Here is a 15,260-nt window from a genome sequence, read left to right as displayed (position 1 = left end):
CGCCTGAATGCCGGACGCGACGAGCGCGTCCCGCTCCTCCCAGTTTTCAGGCCAGCTCTTATGTCCCTTCGCAACATTGCGATCATCGCACACGTCGACCACGGCAAAACCACACTCATTGATGTTCTGCTCAAGCAGTCCGGCACCTTTCGTGATAACGAGCAGGTGGACGAACGCGCCATGGACAGCAACGATCTTGAAAAGGAACGTGGCATCACGATCCTCGCCAAGGTCACGTCGCTTGCCTGGAAGGGCAACCGCATCAACATCGTCGACACCCCCGGCCACGCCGACTTCGGCGGTGAGGTGGAACGCATTCTCAACATGGTCGACGGTGTCATCATTCTGGTGGACGCAGCCGAAGGCCCGATGCCCCAGACGAAATTCGTTCTCGCCAAAGCTTTGAAGCTTGGCCTGCGTCCTATCGTCGCCATCAACAAAATCGACAAGCCGGACGGCCGCCCCGATTGGGTGTTGGACGAAGTGTTCGACCTGTTTGGCAATCTTGAAGCCAACGAAGATCAGCTCGATTTCCACACGCTCTACGGTTCCGCCAAAGAGGGCTGGATGGCGATGGATGCTGACGGCCCCAAAGACGATATGGCGCCACTGCTCGACCTCGTGATGGAGCATGTGCCGGAACCCGCCATCGAAGAGGGCGAATTCCGCATGCTGGCCACCACCATTCAGGCCAACCCGTATCTGGGCCGCATTTTGACCGGTAAAATCATGTCCGGTACCGCTGTTCCGAACCAGTCGATCCATGCGTTGAACCAGGATGGCGAGATCGTGGAACAGGGCCGCATCACGCAGGTGCTGTCCTTTGAAGGTCTGGACCGCAAGCCGGTCGATTCAGCAACCGCTGGCGACATCGTTTCCATCGCGGGCCTGTCCAAGGCCACCGTCGCCGATACGCTGGTTGCGCCCGGCATCAAAGAGCCTATCCCCGCACAGCCCATCGACCCGCCGACACTGTCCATGACCTTCCGCGTCAACGACGGCCCGCTTGCCGGTCGTGAAGGCTCCAAGGTTCAAAGCCGTGTCATCCGTGACCGCTTGATGAAAGAGGCCGAGGGCAACGTTGCACTAAAAGTCACGCAGCTTCCAAATTCAGACGCTTACGAAGTCGCCGGTCGTGGCGAACTTCAGCTGGCCATCGTCATCGAAACCATGCGCCGCGAAGGCTTCGAGCTCACAGTAGGTCGCCCACGCGTGTTGATGCAGGAAGACGAGAACGGCCAGAAGATTGAGCCCGTTGAAGAAGCCATCATCGACGTCGATGAAGAATTCTCCGGTGCTGTCGTTGAGAAACTCTCCCAGCGCCGCGCCGACCTCGTGGAAATGAAGCCTTCCGGCACAGGCCGCACCCGCCTTGTGTTCCACGCACCCACCCGTGGCCTGATCGGCTACCTGTCGGAGCTTATGACAGACACGCGCGGCACCGCGATCTTCAACCGCACGTTCCTCGCTTATCAGCCCTACAAAGGCGATATTCCGCAGCGCAACAACGGCACGCTCATCTCCAATGGCGATGGCGATGCGGTGGCCTTTGCCATGTTCAACCTGGAAGACCGTGGCCCGATGATCATTCATCCCGGCGACAAGGTTTATCAGGGCATGATCGTTGGCGAGCACGCTCGTGGTAACGATCTTGAGGTCAACGTGTTGAAGGGCAAGCAGCTCACCAACATGCGTTCGTCCGGTAAGGATGAAGCTGTGAAGCTGACGCCGCCGATCAAGATGACGCTGGAAAAGGCGCTGTCCTACATCACCGATGGTGAGCTTGTGGAAGTGACGCCGGAAAACATCCGCCTTCGTAAACGCATCCTCGACCCTATCGAGCGCAAGCGCCAGATGCGTGCCGATCAGGCAGAAGCTGCGGCTGGTTAACGTGCACCCCTCGATTTTGGGGAAGTGACAGCCGCCTGTTGAATGATCAATGTCGAAGGGAGAGAAGCTTCCTTCGACATGGGTTTAACATGAAAATCCGACGTACCCGCCTGACACCACTGCTTACGTTAGCCGCCATTTTATCGGCTGTTATATTCAATTCAGGTGCAGTTTTTGCAGCTCATCAGGTCGCGGGCGACGGCGCTAACAATCGTCAACACAGTGTTCACTGTGACAGAGGCTCACCCCCGGGCTTGTGCTGTCACAGGTCTCGCAAGGGTGTTTATTGCAAATAGAGCATTGCGGGAAGTCTGATCGGCTCGACTGGAGCAATCAAACTCCAACGAACATTATGGTCTGCGGCCCTATCTGCGGCAGCAACCACGCCATATCCGCCGGTGAAATCGCCACGCACCCTTCCGTTGGAGGATAGCCCGGTTTTGCGATGTGAAAGAAAATCGCGCTGCCGCCACGGCTCATGCGGCGCGTGATGTTGTAATCCATGACGATCACCACATCATACAGCCTATCGTCGCGCATCATCAGTTCGTGGCTTGCGGGATAGGGCAGTTGGACGGGGCAGTTGTAGTTGCGGTCGCCAACAGCATCGCACCAGCCATCCGTCGGTTCGATCGGGCTCATTGGCAACAGTGTTTGCGGTGTGTGCCCACGGTCGGCACGGAAATAGCCGTGCATCAGCCGGAACTCGCCAATCGGTGTTCCACCATCCCCCTCACGTTTTGCACTGACTATTCCGGACCGGCCAAGCGCGCAGGGCAGTACGCGATTGCCTGCCCGCAGCAGCCCTTGCTGACTGCATCCGGGTCGGGTTTTGACGTAAAGTCTGTTCAACATGTTGGGAGGTTCCCGCTTTCTTCTTCATGCAATCGACACAAAGACCAGATTGCGCCACGATTGGCTGGTTGAGAAGAGGCCGATACGAGCCCCATTTGGGAACAACTATTATGACCGAACGCACGCTTTTGCTGGTTGATGACGACAATGATTTGCGCGAGGCGCTGACCGAACAATTGTCTCTCTACGAAGAATTTACAATCCAGCAGGAGCAGACGGCATCGGCGGGCATCGCGGCGGCCCGCGATAACCACACCGACCTTCTCATCATGGATGTGGGCTTGCCGGATATGGACGGCCGCGAGGCGGTGAAACTGCTGCGCAAGGGCGGCTTCAAGAGCCCGATCATCATGCTCACCGGTCACGACACCGACAGCGACACGATTCTCGGTCTCGAAGCCGGTGCTAATGATTACATCGTCAAACCGTTCAAATTCGCCGTGCTGTTGGCCCGTATCCGCGCCCAGCTTCGCCAGCACGAACAGTCCGAAGATGCCGTCTTCACCATCGGACCGTACTCGTTCCGTCCGGCGCAGAAGATCATGATCGACGACGATGACAGCAAGGTCCGCCTGACCGAAAAAGAAACGGCGATCCTGAAATATCTCTACCGCGCCGACCGCAAAGTCGTGACCCGTGACATCCTGCTGGAAGAGGTCTGGGGCTATAATTCCGGCGTCACCACCCACACGCTGGAAACCCATATCTACCGCCTGCGCCAGAAGATCGAAAAAGATCCGGGGAATGCGGTGCTCTTGGTCACCGACGCCGGCGGCTACAAGTTGATGCCATAGGGGCGCACATGTCTCTCGATACCGACATCCGTCTCCTTTCCCGCGTCAAACTCTTCGAGGGGTTCGACCGTGAGGCTTTGCGTCTTCTGGCCTTTGGGGCGGAGGCGCGAACTTATGGGGCAGGGACGCGGTTGTTTCGTGCTGGTGAGCAGAGCGATGGCGCTTATGTCGTCGTCACCGGTGCAATTGATCTCTACCCCGAAGAAGGTTCCCAGCCACCGATGCGGTTGGAGCAAGGGGCGCTGATCGGCGAAATGGCTGTCATCGTGCCGACGTTGCGCGCCAATACCGCAATGGCGGTGGAACACAGCGAAGTGCTGAAAGTGCCACGCCCGTTGTTCCGGCGGATGCTGGAAGAATATCCCGAGCTTGCTGCCATCCTTCAGCAGCGCATTGCAGGTTCGGTCGATGAGTTCATGGCGCGGCTCGAACGTATCCGCGCCAAGCTCGATCACGCCAACGAGATAGCTGCCCGCCCCGAATAAATCGGGGCGGTCTTCAGATCATCCCCGCGCCATATCGGCCAACACATTGGCGGCGACTGTCAGCATCGAGACGCTGACACCGTCCACTTCCACGATGGTTTCCAATTGTGCGGTGGTGCGTTCCACCTCTTCGGCGTGGGCTTCACACCATTTATCGGCGTCACCCTTGGCCTTTTTGTCGGTCAGAATATCGGTGACGATATCGCGGCGGGCGCGGTGCAGGCTTTGCATCGCACGGTCCAGCGCCAGACCGTCGTAATAGTCTGCCGTCTCGATGGCTCGTGCCGCTTCCACGATGCGGCCAACACGGAATGTGTGGGTGATCGAGAAGAAGGCCCTCGCCGCTTTATCCAGGCTGGTGTTGGAGCGTTCTGCCGCCAGCACGATGTCCGGGATCAACGCTGCGATCGGCATGCGGGCAATCTCAAGCGCCAGCTTTTTCGGTACGCCACCTTCTTGGAAACGCGCAGCTTCTGAACGGATGCGGTCGCCGATGAAGGCGGGCGCTATGTCTTCCAGTTTGGGCGACAGTTTCGAAATGGCTGAACCGTAGAGCTTCACCACGTCGCCGACGCCGTTCCCAAATTCTCCGTAACGGGCGAACCAGACCGTTTGTGACACCACGCGGGATTTTAGATGGTCGTAAAGTTCCAACTGCAATGCGCCCGCAATTTTCGCGTCCAGCGCATCGATCTCGCCGTTGAGGCGGGGCATGTCGAAAGCGTCGCGTGTGGCGGTATAGGCGCGGGCGACGGTGGCGATTGTGCCGCCGGTGCGGTCCTGCACGCGGTTGATGAAGGTTGGGCCACCACGGTTGATCATCGAATTGGCCAACACCGTACCGATGATCTCACGGCGAAGCCTGTGGCCTTCGATTTCCGCTTTCCACTTTTTCTGCATCCCTTCGGGGAAATATCCGAACAGCATGTCAGTCAGGTAATCGTCGTCCGGCACATCAGTTGCCACCAGGTCGTCCAGCGCCACGATCTTGGCATAGGCCAATAAGACGCCGATTTCGGCGCGTGTCAGCGGCGTGCCGTTCTTGGCCCGCTCTGCGATTTCCATGTCGTCCGGCAGGTCTTCAACACCACGGTCCAGCAGGTCGCGGTCTTCCAGCGACCGCATAAGGCGCTGCTGGTGGGCGAGGTTGTCTTCGCCTTTCAGTTCCGAAAGCGATATGGCGAGCGTCTGCAAATAGTTGTTGCGCAGAACGAGTTCGGCGACGTCTTCCGTCATGCTTTCCAGCAGCGTGTTGCGTTTGCCACGGGTCAGCTTGTTGGCCTTCATGGCAGCGGCCAGCGCGATCTTGATGTTCACCTCGACGTCGGACGAGTTCACGCCTGCGGAGTTGTCGATGGCGTCTGAATTGCACCGCCCGCCCAGCATGTTGAACTCGATGCGGGCTGGTTGGGTGAGACCGAGGTTGGCGCCTTCGCCCATAACCTTGGCGCGCACTTGCTTTGCGGTGATGCGGATTGGGTCGTTGCCACGGTCACCGGCGTCGGCGTTGCTTTCGGTCGAGGCACGAATGTAGGTGCCGATGCCGCCGAACCACAGCAAGTCGATTGGCGCTTTGAGAATAGCGGTCATCACGTCCTGCGGTGTCATTTCGCCTGCTTCGCAATCCAAGGCTTCGGCTGCTTGTTTCGACAGATAAATGACCTTGGCGTTGCGGGAATAGATGCCGCCACCTTCGGAAATCAGGTCGGTCTTGTAGTCCTGCCAACTGGAACGGTCCTTATCGAAAAGCCGCTTGCGCTCTTTGTATGTGGCGGCGACGTCCTGCGGGTTGGGGTCGATGAAAATATCGCGGTGGTCGAAGGCTGCGATAAGGCGCGTTTTCTTCGACAACAACATGCCATTGCCGAACACGTCGCCCGACATATCGCCCACACCGCCCGCGGTGAATTCTTCTTCCTGAATGTCCCACGAACACTGTTCGGGGCGCTCCATTTCGCGGAAGTGGCGTTTGACCGCTTCCCAAGCGCCACGGGCGGTGATGCCCATTTTTTTGTGGTCGTAACCGGCGGAACCACCTGATGCGAAAGCATCGTCCAGCCAGAAATCGCGGCTCTGGCTGATGGCGTTTGCGGTGTCGGAGAATGTCGATGTGCCCTTGTCGGCGGCAACCACGAAATACGGATCGTCGCCATCATGGCGCACCATGTCGGTGGGCGGCACCACATCGCCATCCACCAGATTGTCAGTCAACGACAGCAGCGAGGCGATGAACACGCGATACGCGCCGCGCCCTTCGTTGAACCACGCATCGCGATCAGACGATGGTGGCAGGTGCTTAGGCACGAAACCGCCCTTGGAGCCCACCGGCACGATGACCGCGTTTTTCACCTGCTGTGCCTTCACGAGGCCCAGCACTTCGGTGCGGTAATCCTGCGCGCGGTCGGACCAGCGCAAGCCGCCACGGGCCACCGGGCCGAAACGCAGATGCAGGCCTTCGACGCGAGGGGAGGACACGAAAATTTCACGGTACGGCACCGGCTGCGGCATGATGGAAATCGCGGCGCAATCGAATTTGAACGCCAGCACAGGAACGGGAATCGGCTCCTGTGACTTGCCATCCGGCGTGTCCATTTCGCCCGCCTGTTCGTCGGGGTGGATGAGCGCGTCTGTGTAGTAGTTTGTCCGCAGGGTAGCGGCGATCAACATGCGGTAATTGCGTAGGATACGATCATCATCTGACGAGGATACGGATTCCAGCGCCTGTCGGATTGCATCGCGGTCGGCTTTTTCCTTACGGCCCCGCGCTTTTGTGGCGGGGTCGAAACGGTGGGTGAAGTAGCTAGCAATCTGGCGGGCGATGTCGCCATTGGCGGCCAATGTGCGGGCCATGGAGCCGATGGTGAAGCCGGAGCGGATCTGCCGCGCGTAGCGTGCATAGGCGCGGAACATGGTGGCGGTTCGCCATGTCAGGCCGGTGCGCAACACGATTGCGTTGAACTCGTCATCATCCGTCTGGCCGGACCAGATGGCGTGGAGTGTGTCTTCCAACTGCTCTTCGGGAAAGTCTGCATCCGCGTCATAGCTGGCATCCACCAGCACCATGTCGTGAATGAAGACGTTGCCGCCATCGCTGCGTTTTGCTTCCCACGTCGTTTCTTCGATGACGGAAAAGCCAAGATTTTCCAGCAGTGGAACGCGGCGGGAAAGGGGAATGGCCTCGTCGAGGTGGAACAGGCGCAGACCGAGACGGCCGGTCTCATCAGGAGCGGAAAAGTCTGTGCCGATCTCACCGGCATTTTCCAGCGCGCGCACGGCGGCCATATCGGCCAGTGCGCGGTCTGCTGATTTTACCTCGCGGTATGCTGAGGAGAATTCAACCTCGTCCAACCCTTCCACACTGCCGGCCTTTTCCGCAACGCGCTCACGCCAAGTGCGCGTCATGGCAGTTAGCGTTGCTTCCAGCTCGTCGCGGGAGACTTCCGGTGCCAGACCTTCGTCACGACCGATAATGAAGTGGACGCGCACCAGTCCGTTTTCGAGGAAGGCCGGATAGAAGGCCGAGACGCGGCCATCATAAACGTCGGCAAAATGGTCGCCCATGCGCGAGCGCACAGATGTGTCGTAACGATCACGCGGCACATAGGCGATGACGGAAACGAAACGCCCGAAACGATCAACGCGGGACAGAACCCGAATGCGGACGCGCTCTTCCAACTGGGCGGCGATGGCGGCGAATTCCGCCAGTTGTTCCACGTCTGTCTGGAACATCTCGTCGCGTGGCCATGTCTCTAGAATGTTGGTCAGCGCCTTGCCGAAATGGCTGGTTGGATCGGCGTCGAAATTCTCCAGCACCGCATCCACCTTGTGGCGCAGCAGCGGAATAGAGGACGCGGATTTTGTGTAGGCGGTGGACGTGAACAGGCCGACGAGGCGCAGTTCGCCATCGAGATTTCCGTCATCGTCGAACAGCTTGATGCCGATGTAGTCCATATAGGCGCGGCGGTGGACGCTGGTCTGGATGTTGGCCTTGGTGACGATCAGCCCGTCTTCTGAAAACAGAAATTCACGGATCTGTTCCGTCATAACCACGCCCTTGCCGGCGCGGGTCATCACATGGGCGTCGGGGTCGCGCAGCAGGCCGAGGCCGGAGTCCTTCACCGGTACCAAATTCCCCTTCTTCTCGCTGCCCTCGTAGTGGTAGTGGCGCAGGCCCATGAGGGTGAAGTTGTTGTCCATCAACCATTCGAGAAACTGGATGGCTTCCGCGATGCGCGGTGCGGGCAGTGGCGGCGGTGTTTCGCGGAAGGTGCTGACAGTTTCCGTCAGCCGTTTGACCATGGGCTTCCAGTCTTCGGTGACCGCTGTCACCTGATCGACCACGCCGTGGATCGCCTTTTCCATTTTGGTCGTCGCCATGCCACCTGGCACGCGGGCAGCGATGGCCATAACAGAGCGGCCATCCATCACGGGGTGGGCCACCAGTTGAACGTCCGCCCCGCGCACGGCCAGCTCACCCAAAACGCTGTCCAGAATGAAGGGCTTGTTGGGAGTGGCGACGGTGATGTGCCAGATGCCGTCCGGCCCTGTATCGTCTGCCACTTTCACCGTGACCTTGGTGCCTTTGCCGCCGAAGACAGCCTTGGCTTGTTTGCTCAAGGCTTCCAGTTGGCCCGCATCAAGGCTGTCGAGATCTTCCGCCGGAGTGGCGGCAAACAGCGACCGTGCAAATTCCGCCACCCCCTCATTCAACCCCTTCGTCAGCTTGGTGATGAGGCGTTTGGTGCGTGGGGAAGCCGGACGGGGCATGGGCGATCCTTCAAGGGTGCGCTAAAGCGGATGGTGACGGTTGCACCAATGATGGCTTGCGTGAAGGGATAAAGGGATGAAAAACCCACATAACGATGTGATTTCGCTCGATTTTGAGGCGGACGAACCGCTTTCGGAGCGTACGGAGCGCTATTTCAGCATTTGCAAAGAGAAACTGGGCCTCGTGCCCAATGTGTTGAAGGCCTATTCCTTCAACGCTGAAAAGCTGAACAGCTTCACCGCGTTGTATAATGACCTGATGCTCGGCGCGAGTGGACTGACCAAATTGCAGCGCGAGATGATTGCGGTCGTCGTGTCATCCCACAACAAATGCTTTTACTGCCTCACCGCCCACGGCGCTGCTGTGCGGGAGCTTTCCGGTGATCCTGCGCTGGGTGAAATGCTGGTGATGAACTTTCGCGCGGCAGACCTCGACCCCAAAGATCGCGCCATGCTGGATTTCGCCCACAAGCTAACGGCGCACGCAAGCGAAGTGGACGAACCCGACCGGCAGGCTTTGCGCGATGCAGGCTGGAGCGACCGGGACATCTGGGACATCGCCAACGTCACCGGCTTCTTCAACATGACGAATAGAGTGGCGACCGCGACCGATATGAGGCCGAATGATGAGTATCACGGGCAAGTTCGATAATTGGCGCGGTGAGGGGGGCTGCCGATCAACCTGTTCGATAAATTCAATTTTGCGACGATGGAGGTCTGAAAGAGCCCATTCCAAATGTTTGGGCACTTGCTTTTATGCCCTCACAGAAGAGTGAGCGGAAAGTCGAAACGTTTGACATATTTCCCACGTATCCTTCGGCAGAACACACTTGCTGAACGGATTGTGCATGTCTTCTCATCTGACCCGCCGAACCACCCTTTCTCTTGGTTTAGGAGCACTGGCCATGGCCGCCATTCCAAACGTAGCACGTGCTAATACGATCTCCTTTAATAATGGCTGGGAGCATCTAAAATTTCGCAGCCTTAAACCCAACACGTTCAACACTGCAGATAACGCCGTGACCGTTATTGCCGAAGGCACGTCCTCGATCTTATATCGCATTTTGCCGTCTGATCTGTTTGACAGCCGCAGTGCCGAATGGACATGGCGGGTGGACAATTCCGTCCCACCGTCTGACCTGAGCGACACCGATAATGATGACCGCAATTTGGGTGTGTTCTTCGTCAATGCCTCCGATAGAGTCGCGGGGCGCATCCGTCCTGGCACCGGTATTTCCAGCCTCATGCGCAATCGCAATGTGCAGGTGCTCATGTACACATGGGGCGGCAACAATCCGCAGGGTACTGTTGTTCCCAGCCCGCAAGCATCGGGCCGGTTGCGCAATATTGTGCAGCGGCGGCCAGCAGCGGGCGAATTCCGCGAAAGTGTGGATCTGGCAAGCGACTTCCAGCGGGTATTCGGTGTCGAAATGAGCAATCTGGTGGCGCTGGCCATTTCATCCAACAGCGAAAATTCGGGTAGCCGTGTTCAAGCGCAGGTCAGCGAATGGGTGTTGGGATAGCCGGTTGGTATAGTGCCGCCTCGCTGATTTCTTGTGTCGCAAAGACAGACGCAGAATTTCTGGCTCGTTTTCCTAGGGTGTTTACGTCCGGACAGTATCTGCCTGTGAAGTCGCCGCTTCATACTCTCCACGCCCCTCCCAAACACACGTCTTGTTACGCCCATCATTCTTCGCCTGATACAGCGCTTCATCGGCTCGTTTGTAGAGCACGTCGCGGGGGCCTTCTGACACCCCTATGCTGACGGTGAAGTTGAGCGGGCGGGTGGCTTGGCGGATGTTGTTGTGAATGTTTTGGGCGACTGCGGAAGCGGTCGCCACGCCGCCATCGTTCACCAGCACTGCAAACTCTTCACCGCCCAGTCTTACGGCATGTGTGCCTTCTGGCGCGGCTTGCGCGATGAGGCCGGCTACAAGTGCGATGCAGCGGTCACCTTCGTCGTGGCCGAAGCTGTCATTGATGCGTTTGAAATGATCGATATCGATCATCACCAGCGCTGCCAGATCATCCTTGCGACCCTGCCGCTGAATGGCGCGATCAAAGGCGCGGCGGTTGGCCAGACCCGTCAGAGCGTCCGTTTCCGCCTCCTGCCTTGCGCTAACGATGACGTCGCGCATCGACAAAGCGATGGTTGTACCAGCCAGCAGTTGCGACACGATGATCCAAACCACCGCGTAAATTGGCCAGGTGTTATACGCGATTTCCATTGGCAACAGATTGGGCAATAGGCTGCTGAGCAAGCGCGGGTTGGCAAGCAGCAACGCAGCCACGACGTAAAGCACGATCACCAAAACGCGCTCGACGGGGAAGCGCGCTTTTGCCTGCTGTCCGGCATAGGCCACCAGCAGGTACATCAAGCCGAGCGATGTGTAGAGCGCGACGAAACGCAAGCTGGTGTCATCCAGGAAAAAGCTTGCCGCGTTGCCGACGAGCCCCCAAACCGCCAATGCGCCAACGGGTTTCCACGCGACTGCCCATTTCCCGCGTTGGGCCAACCCATATGCTGAGACCAATGTGCCGACAATCATTGCGGTATTGCCCAGATGCAGCAAGCCGCTGGCGTGCTCTTTCAGGGCAAACAGTGCAAAACTGATTGCGAACAGGCCATACCCGCATGTGAACGATACGAACGCGCTCTGCCGCGTGAAAAACCACGCGCCAAGAAACATACATGCTGCAGTGACGTTCACCGCAGAGGCTGCAAATGTAATCCAGTCCATCCCGGACCTCCCTATCGTTAGAAGATATTGGGGGTTGGGCGGTAATGTGTGGTTAAGAAGATAGAGCGGATTTTACAGGACGCGTTCGACGCTTGTGGACGCAGGAATTTCCGTTTTTCGAAACAGTGTGGTGACGCCGGTTATGCGGCTGGAAAAAATGTGAGAATATGATGGCATGACATGGGAAACATACATTATCTATCTCGCCGCTGTTGCAGCCTTCTTCGCGACACCGCCAGACACCAGCCAATTGCTGATCATGTCGAACAGTATCCAGCACGGTTTGAGGCGTTCGCTTTGGACGGTGTTTGGAGATTTGTCTGCCAATGTTTTGCAGATGTTGGCCGCCGCCTTTGGCCTTGCTGCCATTATCGCAACGTCAGCGTCAGCCTTCACCATCATCAAGTGGTTGGGTGTCGCCTATCTTGGGTGGATTGGTTTGCAGCTGTTTTTGAGCAAACCCGCTGACCTCCGCGCCGCCAATACACCGCGAAAATCTGCAGGTGCCTTGTTTCGGCAGGGCTTTTTCACATCGAGCGCTAACCCCTACGCGGTCGTCTTTTTTGCCGCTCTGTTTCCGCAGTTTATTGATCCCGCTCTGCCGGTCTTACCGCAGGTGGCCGTGCTTGGCGCTACCTATCTGGTTGTCGACGGCATCATTTTATTGCTCTGGGGCTATCTCGCGGTTCATTCAGCAGAGCGCATCAAATCGTTTTCGACGGGCATGATGAACCGCGTTTGCGGAATACTGATGATGGGGGCAGCGGCGCTGCTGGCCAGCAAGGATTTTGAGCCGCAGAAATAGTGCAGCGGTTAGGTGCTTGTTGCGCCTGCTGAGACCTCACTCCAGCCCCGCCACTAATTACGTTGCTAAATTCAGCTCTTGAATAAAACTATATTTCTAGTTATATAAGTTGAATGAACAAGAACCAAAACACTGCGCGCGCGCTTGCGGCACTGGGCCATGAGGCTCGGTTGGATGTTTATCGTTTGCTGGTGCGCGCTGGTGAGGGCGGGTTGATTGTTGGTGATATTGCCGACCACACCAAGGTTCCACTTTCCACGCTGGCCCATCATTTGCGCACTCTGGTAACCGCAGATTTGGTGACTCAGGAGCGGCGGGGACGTGAGATAGTCAACCGTGCCAATTACGTGACCATGAATAGCGTGGTGAGTTTCCTTACCGATGAGTGCTGCCACGGTGTCGAGTTGATACGCGAGGGCGCAGCATGAACAGGTTTCTGTATTTCTTTTCTCAAAAATAACTACAAATCTAAAGATATAGTAATGACTGGAGCTGTTATTCGACTATCCCGACAGGGCACAACGATCACGCGACACGTGTGGATGAACGAGCGTGTATGGCTTGTCACCGCAGCCATTCTTGCGATCATCGCCGTATTCAATCCAACGCAGGGAGTGGAGAGTTTCGCTTTCGCCATTCGCGCGCTGGTGGAGACGGCACCCTATCTGCTGTTGTCCATCGGCTTGGCTGCTTATGCCGGTGCGTCCGGTGCGGACAGTCTTATAGCACGGGCATTCACCGGATCGCCGGTGGTCATGATTTTGGTCGCTGCAGCGTTTGGCGGGTTGTCGCCCTTTTGCTCTTGCGGTGTCATTCCGCTCATTGCAGCACTGCTCGCGATGGGCGTTCCGCTATCTGCCGTCATGGCTTTCTGGCTGGCATCGCCCGTCATCGACCCCTCCATGTTCGTGTTGACCGCAGGTGTGCTGGGACCGGAATTTGCCATCGCCAAAACGATGGCTGCGGTCGGGCTCGGCGTGTTTGGCGGGTACATCACGCTGGCACTAACGCGGGCAGGTGCTTTCGCCGATCCATTGCGTGACGGCATAGGCAATGGCGGCTGTGGCGCATCGAGCGTTCGCAATCCCAAACCTCCCGTCTGGGCGTTTTGGCATGATCGCGAACGGCGCGAAAAATTCGCCCGCGAAGGGTTGAAGACGACGCTTTTTCTGCTCAAGTGGTTGGCATTGGCCTTCGTTCTGGAATCGCTGATGATCGCTTTCGTACCGGCAGAATGGGTCGCTCAGGCCGTTGGTGGTGAAGGCGTCGTGTCGGTGTTGATCGCAACACTGGTGGGTGTGCCTGCCTATCTCAATGGCTATGCTGCGCTGCCGTTGGTTTCCGGTTTGGTGGAGCAGGGCATGGCCCCGGGGGCAGGTTTGGCCTTCCTGGTCGCGGGCGGCGTAACTTCGCTCCCTGCCGCTATCGCGGTGTGGGCGTTGGCCAAGCGTGCGGTCTTTGCACTGTATGTTGGTCTGGCGCTTTCAGGATCACTCGCGTCAGGACTGCTGTTTCAAGCCTGGCTCTCAACCTAAGCGGGCCGAAGGACTAGGCAGCGCGGGCGTTGCGCGGGGGGATCGTTTCTGTTCTCCCTTCCACGCGATCATCGGCGGTCCCGATCCATAGATCGAGAAAATCGTCCAGCCATTTGCTGACAGGAGCGTCGTAGCGCATGCGGCCTTCCATGTGTTGGCGACGGTTTTGAGCGCCGGGCATGACCATGCGTTCGGCACCTTTGACGGACCAGCGGCACATCATGGCCAGCGTAAGTTCGGTGTGGAATTGCACGGCATAGGCGTTGTCGCCGTAGCGGAAGGCCTGGTTGGGATAGACTTCACCGCCGGCCAGCTTCACCGCACCATCGGGCAGATCGAAACCCTCGCGGTGCCATTGGTAAATCATCTCCGGCCAGTCCAACAGCGCCTTGCCTTCGGGGGTGGCGTGTAGCGGATAGTAACCGACCTCCACCTGACCTTCAGGATGGCTCGTTACGTTGCCGCCCAGATGGCGCACCAGCTTTTGCGCACCGAGGCAGATACCAAAGAAAGGGCGGTTTTCTTTCAGCGGCACGGCCAGCCAGTCGGTCTCACGCTTTACGAATTCTTCGGGGTCGTTGGCGCTCATGGGGCCGCCGAACATGACTGCTCCGGCATGGTCGTCCAGCGTTTCCGGCAGCTCGCAGCCCAACGGTGGGCGGCGGATATCCAGCTCAAAACCACGCTGCACCAGCCGTTGGCCGACACGGCCCGGGGTGGAACTTTCCTGATGCAAAATGATGAGAATGCGGTTCGACGTCACGATTTTTCAGTGTAGGGCGCGGACCTATGACCCGTACCCCGATCCCCTCTCGACATTGCTTGTTGGCGGGCGGTGTAGCAACCGAGATTACAACAGCTTGGCGGGCGTGTCAGCCCACTGACTGCGCGGGCGTTCCAGCTCTGTGCCTATGTCGCAGGCGCGGTTCCATCCAGACGGGCTTTCACCCGTTGTTTCAGCACCATGCGCTCGCGCGATCCGATGCCGAGCAATTCTGCGACCCGCCACACAACATTGTCCTCGAACTCGTGAACGTTGCCGTCCGCATAGACCATTTCCCAAAGGTCTTCGATGAGTGCGAGACGTTCATCATCGCTCATCTGCGCTTTCAGGATCGATGTAAAACCGTAGAGATCAACGGCCTCGCTTTGGGCGTCCTTGGCGGCTTCCGCCAGCTTGCGGGCATCGCCTTCGCCCACGGCATAGTGCTCCCCCAGCACCTCGTTGAGGCGTTTTTCCTCGGCATCGGTAATTTTGCCATCGGCCACGATGACGTGAACCATCAGGGCTGCTGCCGACAATTTCTTGTCCAGCGGCGGGCGCTCTTCGGTCATAGTGTCGGTTTCACCCAGACCGGTGAGGAAGTTTTTCAAAGTGTCGAGCATGG

Annotated in this window: 13 protein-coding genes; 8 read left to right on the top strand and 5 right to left on the bottom strand. The window is 58.0% G+C overall.

Annotated features, from left to right (window positions below):
• Nucleotides 1-60: 60 nt before the first annotated feature.
• Nucleotides 61-1,890, top strand: coding sequence for a translational GTPase TypA (gene typA / locus R2A130_RS14895; RefSeq protein ID WP_009758635.1), 1,830 nt, complete (start codon nt 61-63; stop codon nt 1,888-1,890).
• Nucleotides 1,891-2,223: 333 nt separating this feature from the next.
• Here the strand turns inward: typA and R2A130_RS14890 are convergent, their stop codons facing one another.
• Nucleotides 2,224-2,745, bottom strand: a complete 522-nt coding sequence (locus R2A130_RS14890) for a L,D-transpeptidase (RefSeq protein WP_009758634.1) — start codon at nt 2,743-2,745, stop codon at nt 2,224-2,226.
• Nucleotides 2,746-2,855: 110 nt separating this feature from the next.
• Between R2A130_RS14890 and R2A130_RS14885 the strand changes: the two genes are divergently transcribed.
• Both R2A130_RS14885 and R2A130_RS14880 read left to right on the top strand, forming a co-directional pair.
• On the top strand, nt 2,856-3,539 hold the full coding sequence (locus R2A130_RS14885; protein WP_009758633.1) for a response regulator transcription factor: 684 nt from the start codon (nt 2,856-2,858) through the stop codon (nt 3,537-3,539).
• An 8-nt stretch (nt 3,540-3,547) separates the two neighbouring features.
• The gene (locus R2A130_RS14880; protein ID WP_009758632.1) at nt 3,548-4,024 is read left to right on the top strand and encodes a cyclic nucleotide-binding domain-containing protein; all 477 of its coding nucleotides are present in this window, start codon (nt 3,548-3,550) and stop codon (nt 4,022-4,024) included.
• Nucleotides 4,025-4,042: 18 nt separating this feature from the next.
• On the opposite strand, the gene R2A130_RS14875 is transcribed toward R2A130_RS14880, so the two are convergent.
• Nucleotides 4,043-8,791, bottom strand: coding sequence for an NAD-glutamate dehydrogenase (locus tag R2A130_RS14875; RefSeq protein WP_009758631.1), 4,749 nt, complete (start codon nt 8,789-8,791; stop codon nt 4,043-4,045).
• Nucleotides 8,792-8,867: 76 nt separating this feature from the next.
• Here R2A130_RS14875 and R2A130_RS14870 point away from each other — a divergent pair, with 76 nt between their 5' ends.
• Together R2A130_RS14870 and R2A130_RS14865 are read left to right on the top strand one after the other, a co-directional pair.
• Nucleotides 8,868-9,443, top strand: coding sequence for a peroxidase-related enzyme (locus R2A130_RS14870; protein WP_009758630.1), 576 nt, complete (start codon nt 8,868-8,870; stop codon nt 9,441-9,443).
• 253 nt (nt 9,444-9,696) lie between these two features.
• Entirely contained in the window at nt 9,697-10,314 is a 618-nt protein-coding gene (locus R2A130_RS14865) for a DUF3047 domain-containing protein (RefSeq protein ID WP_009758629.1), read from the top strand.
• An 81-nt stretch (nt 10,315-10,395) separates the two neighbouring features.
• Here R2A130_RS14865 and R2A130_RS14860 read toward each other — a convergent pair whose 3' ends face one another.
• A complete protein-coding gene (locus R2A130_RS14860; RefSeq protein ID WP_009758628.1) occupies nt 10,396-11,532 on the bottom strand; it encodes a diguanylate cyclase in 1,137 nt (378 codons plus the stop codon).
• Between the two features lie 175 nt (nt 11,533-11,707).
• Between R2A130_RS14860 and R2A130_RS14855 the strand changes: the two genes are divergently transcribed.
• The 3 genes from R2A130_RS14855 to R2A130_RS14845 all read left to right on the top strand — a co-directional run bounded on the left by R2A130_RS14855 (nt 11,708) and on the right by R2A130_RS14845 (nt 13,872).
• Nucleotides 11,708-12,337 (top strand): LysE family translocator, encoded by a 630-nt coding sequence (locus R2A130_RS14855; RefSeq protein ID WP_009758626.1) that lies wholly within the window; start codon nt 11,708-11,710, stop codon nt 12,335-12,337.
• 113 nt (nt 12,338-12,450) lie between these two features.
• Nucleotides 12,451-12,765 carry a helix-turn-helix transcriptional regulator gene (locus R2A130_RS14850; protein WP_009758625.1) on the top strand — a complete coding sequence of 105 codons (315 nt, stop codon included), beginning with the start codon at nt 12,451-12,453 and terminating at the stop codon, nt 12,763-12,765.
• 114 nt (nt 12,766-12,879) lie between these two features.
• The gene (locus R2A130_RS14845) at nt 12,880-13,872 is read left to right on the top strand and encodes a permease (protein ID WP_009758624.1); all 993 of its coding nucleotides are present in this window, start codon (nt 12,880-12,882) and stop codon (nt 13,870-13,872) included.
• Nucleotides 13,873-13,885: 13 nt separating this feature from the next.
• Here the strand turns inward: R2A130_RS14845 and R2A130_RS14840 are convergent, their stop codons facing one another.
• Both R2A130_RS14840 and R2A130_RS14835 read right to left on the bottom strand, forming a co-directional pair.
• Nucleotides 13,886-14,635, bottom strand: coding sequence for a glutamine amidotransferase (locus R2A130_RS14840; protein ID WP_009758623.1), 750 nt, complete (start codon nt 14,633-14,635; stop codon nt 13,886-13,888).
• Nucleotides 14,636-14,781: 146 nt separating this feature from the next.
• Nucleotides 14,782-15,258: a TerB family tellurite resistance protein gene (locus R2A130_RS14835; RefSeq protein WP_009758622.1), complete on the bottom strand. Its 477-nt coding sequence runs from the start codon at nt 15,256-15,258 to the stop codon at nt 14,782-14,784.
• Nucleotides 15,259-15,260: the final 2 nt, after the last annotated feature.

It is taken from the genome of Ahrensia sp. R2A130, from assembly GCF_000179775.1.
Taxonomy (GTDB): Bacteria; Pseudomonadota; Alphaproteobacteria; order Rhizobiales; family Rhizobiaceae; genus Pseudahrensia.
This window is presented reverse-complemented; position numbering and strand designations above follow the sequence as displayed.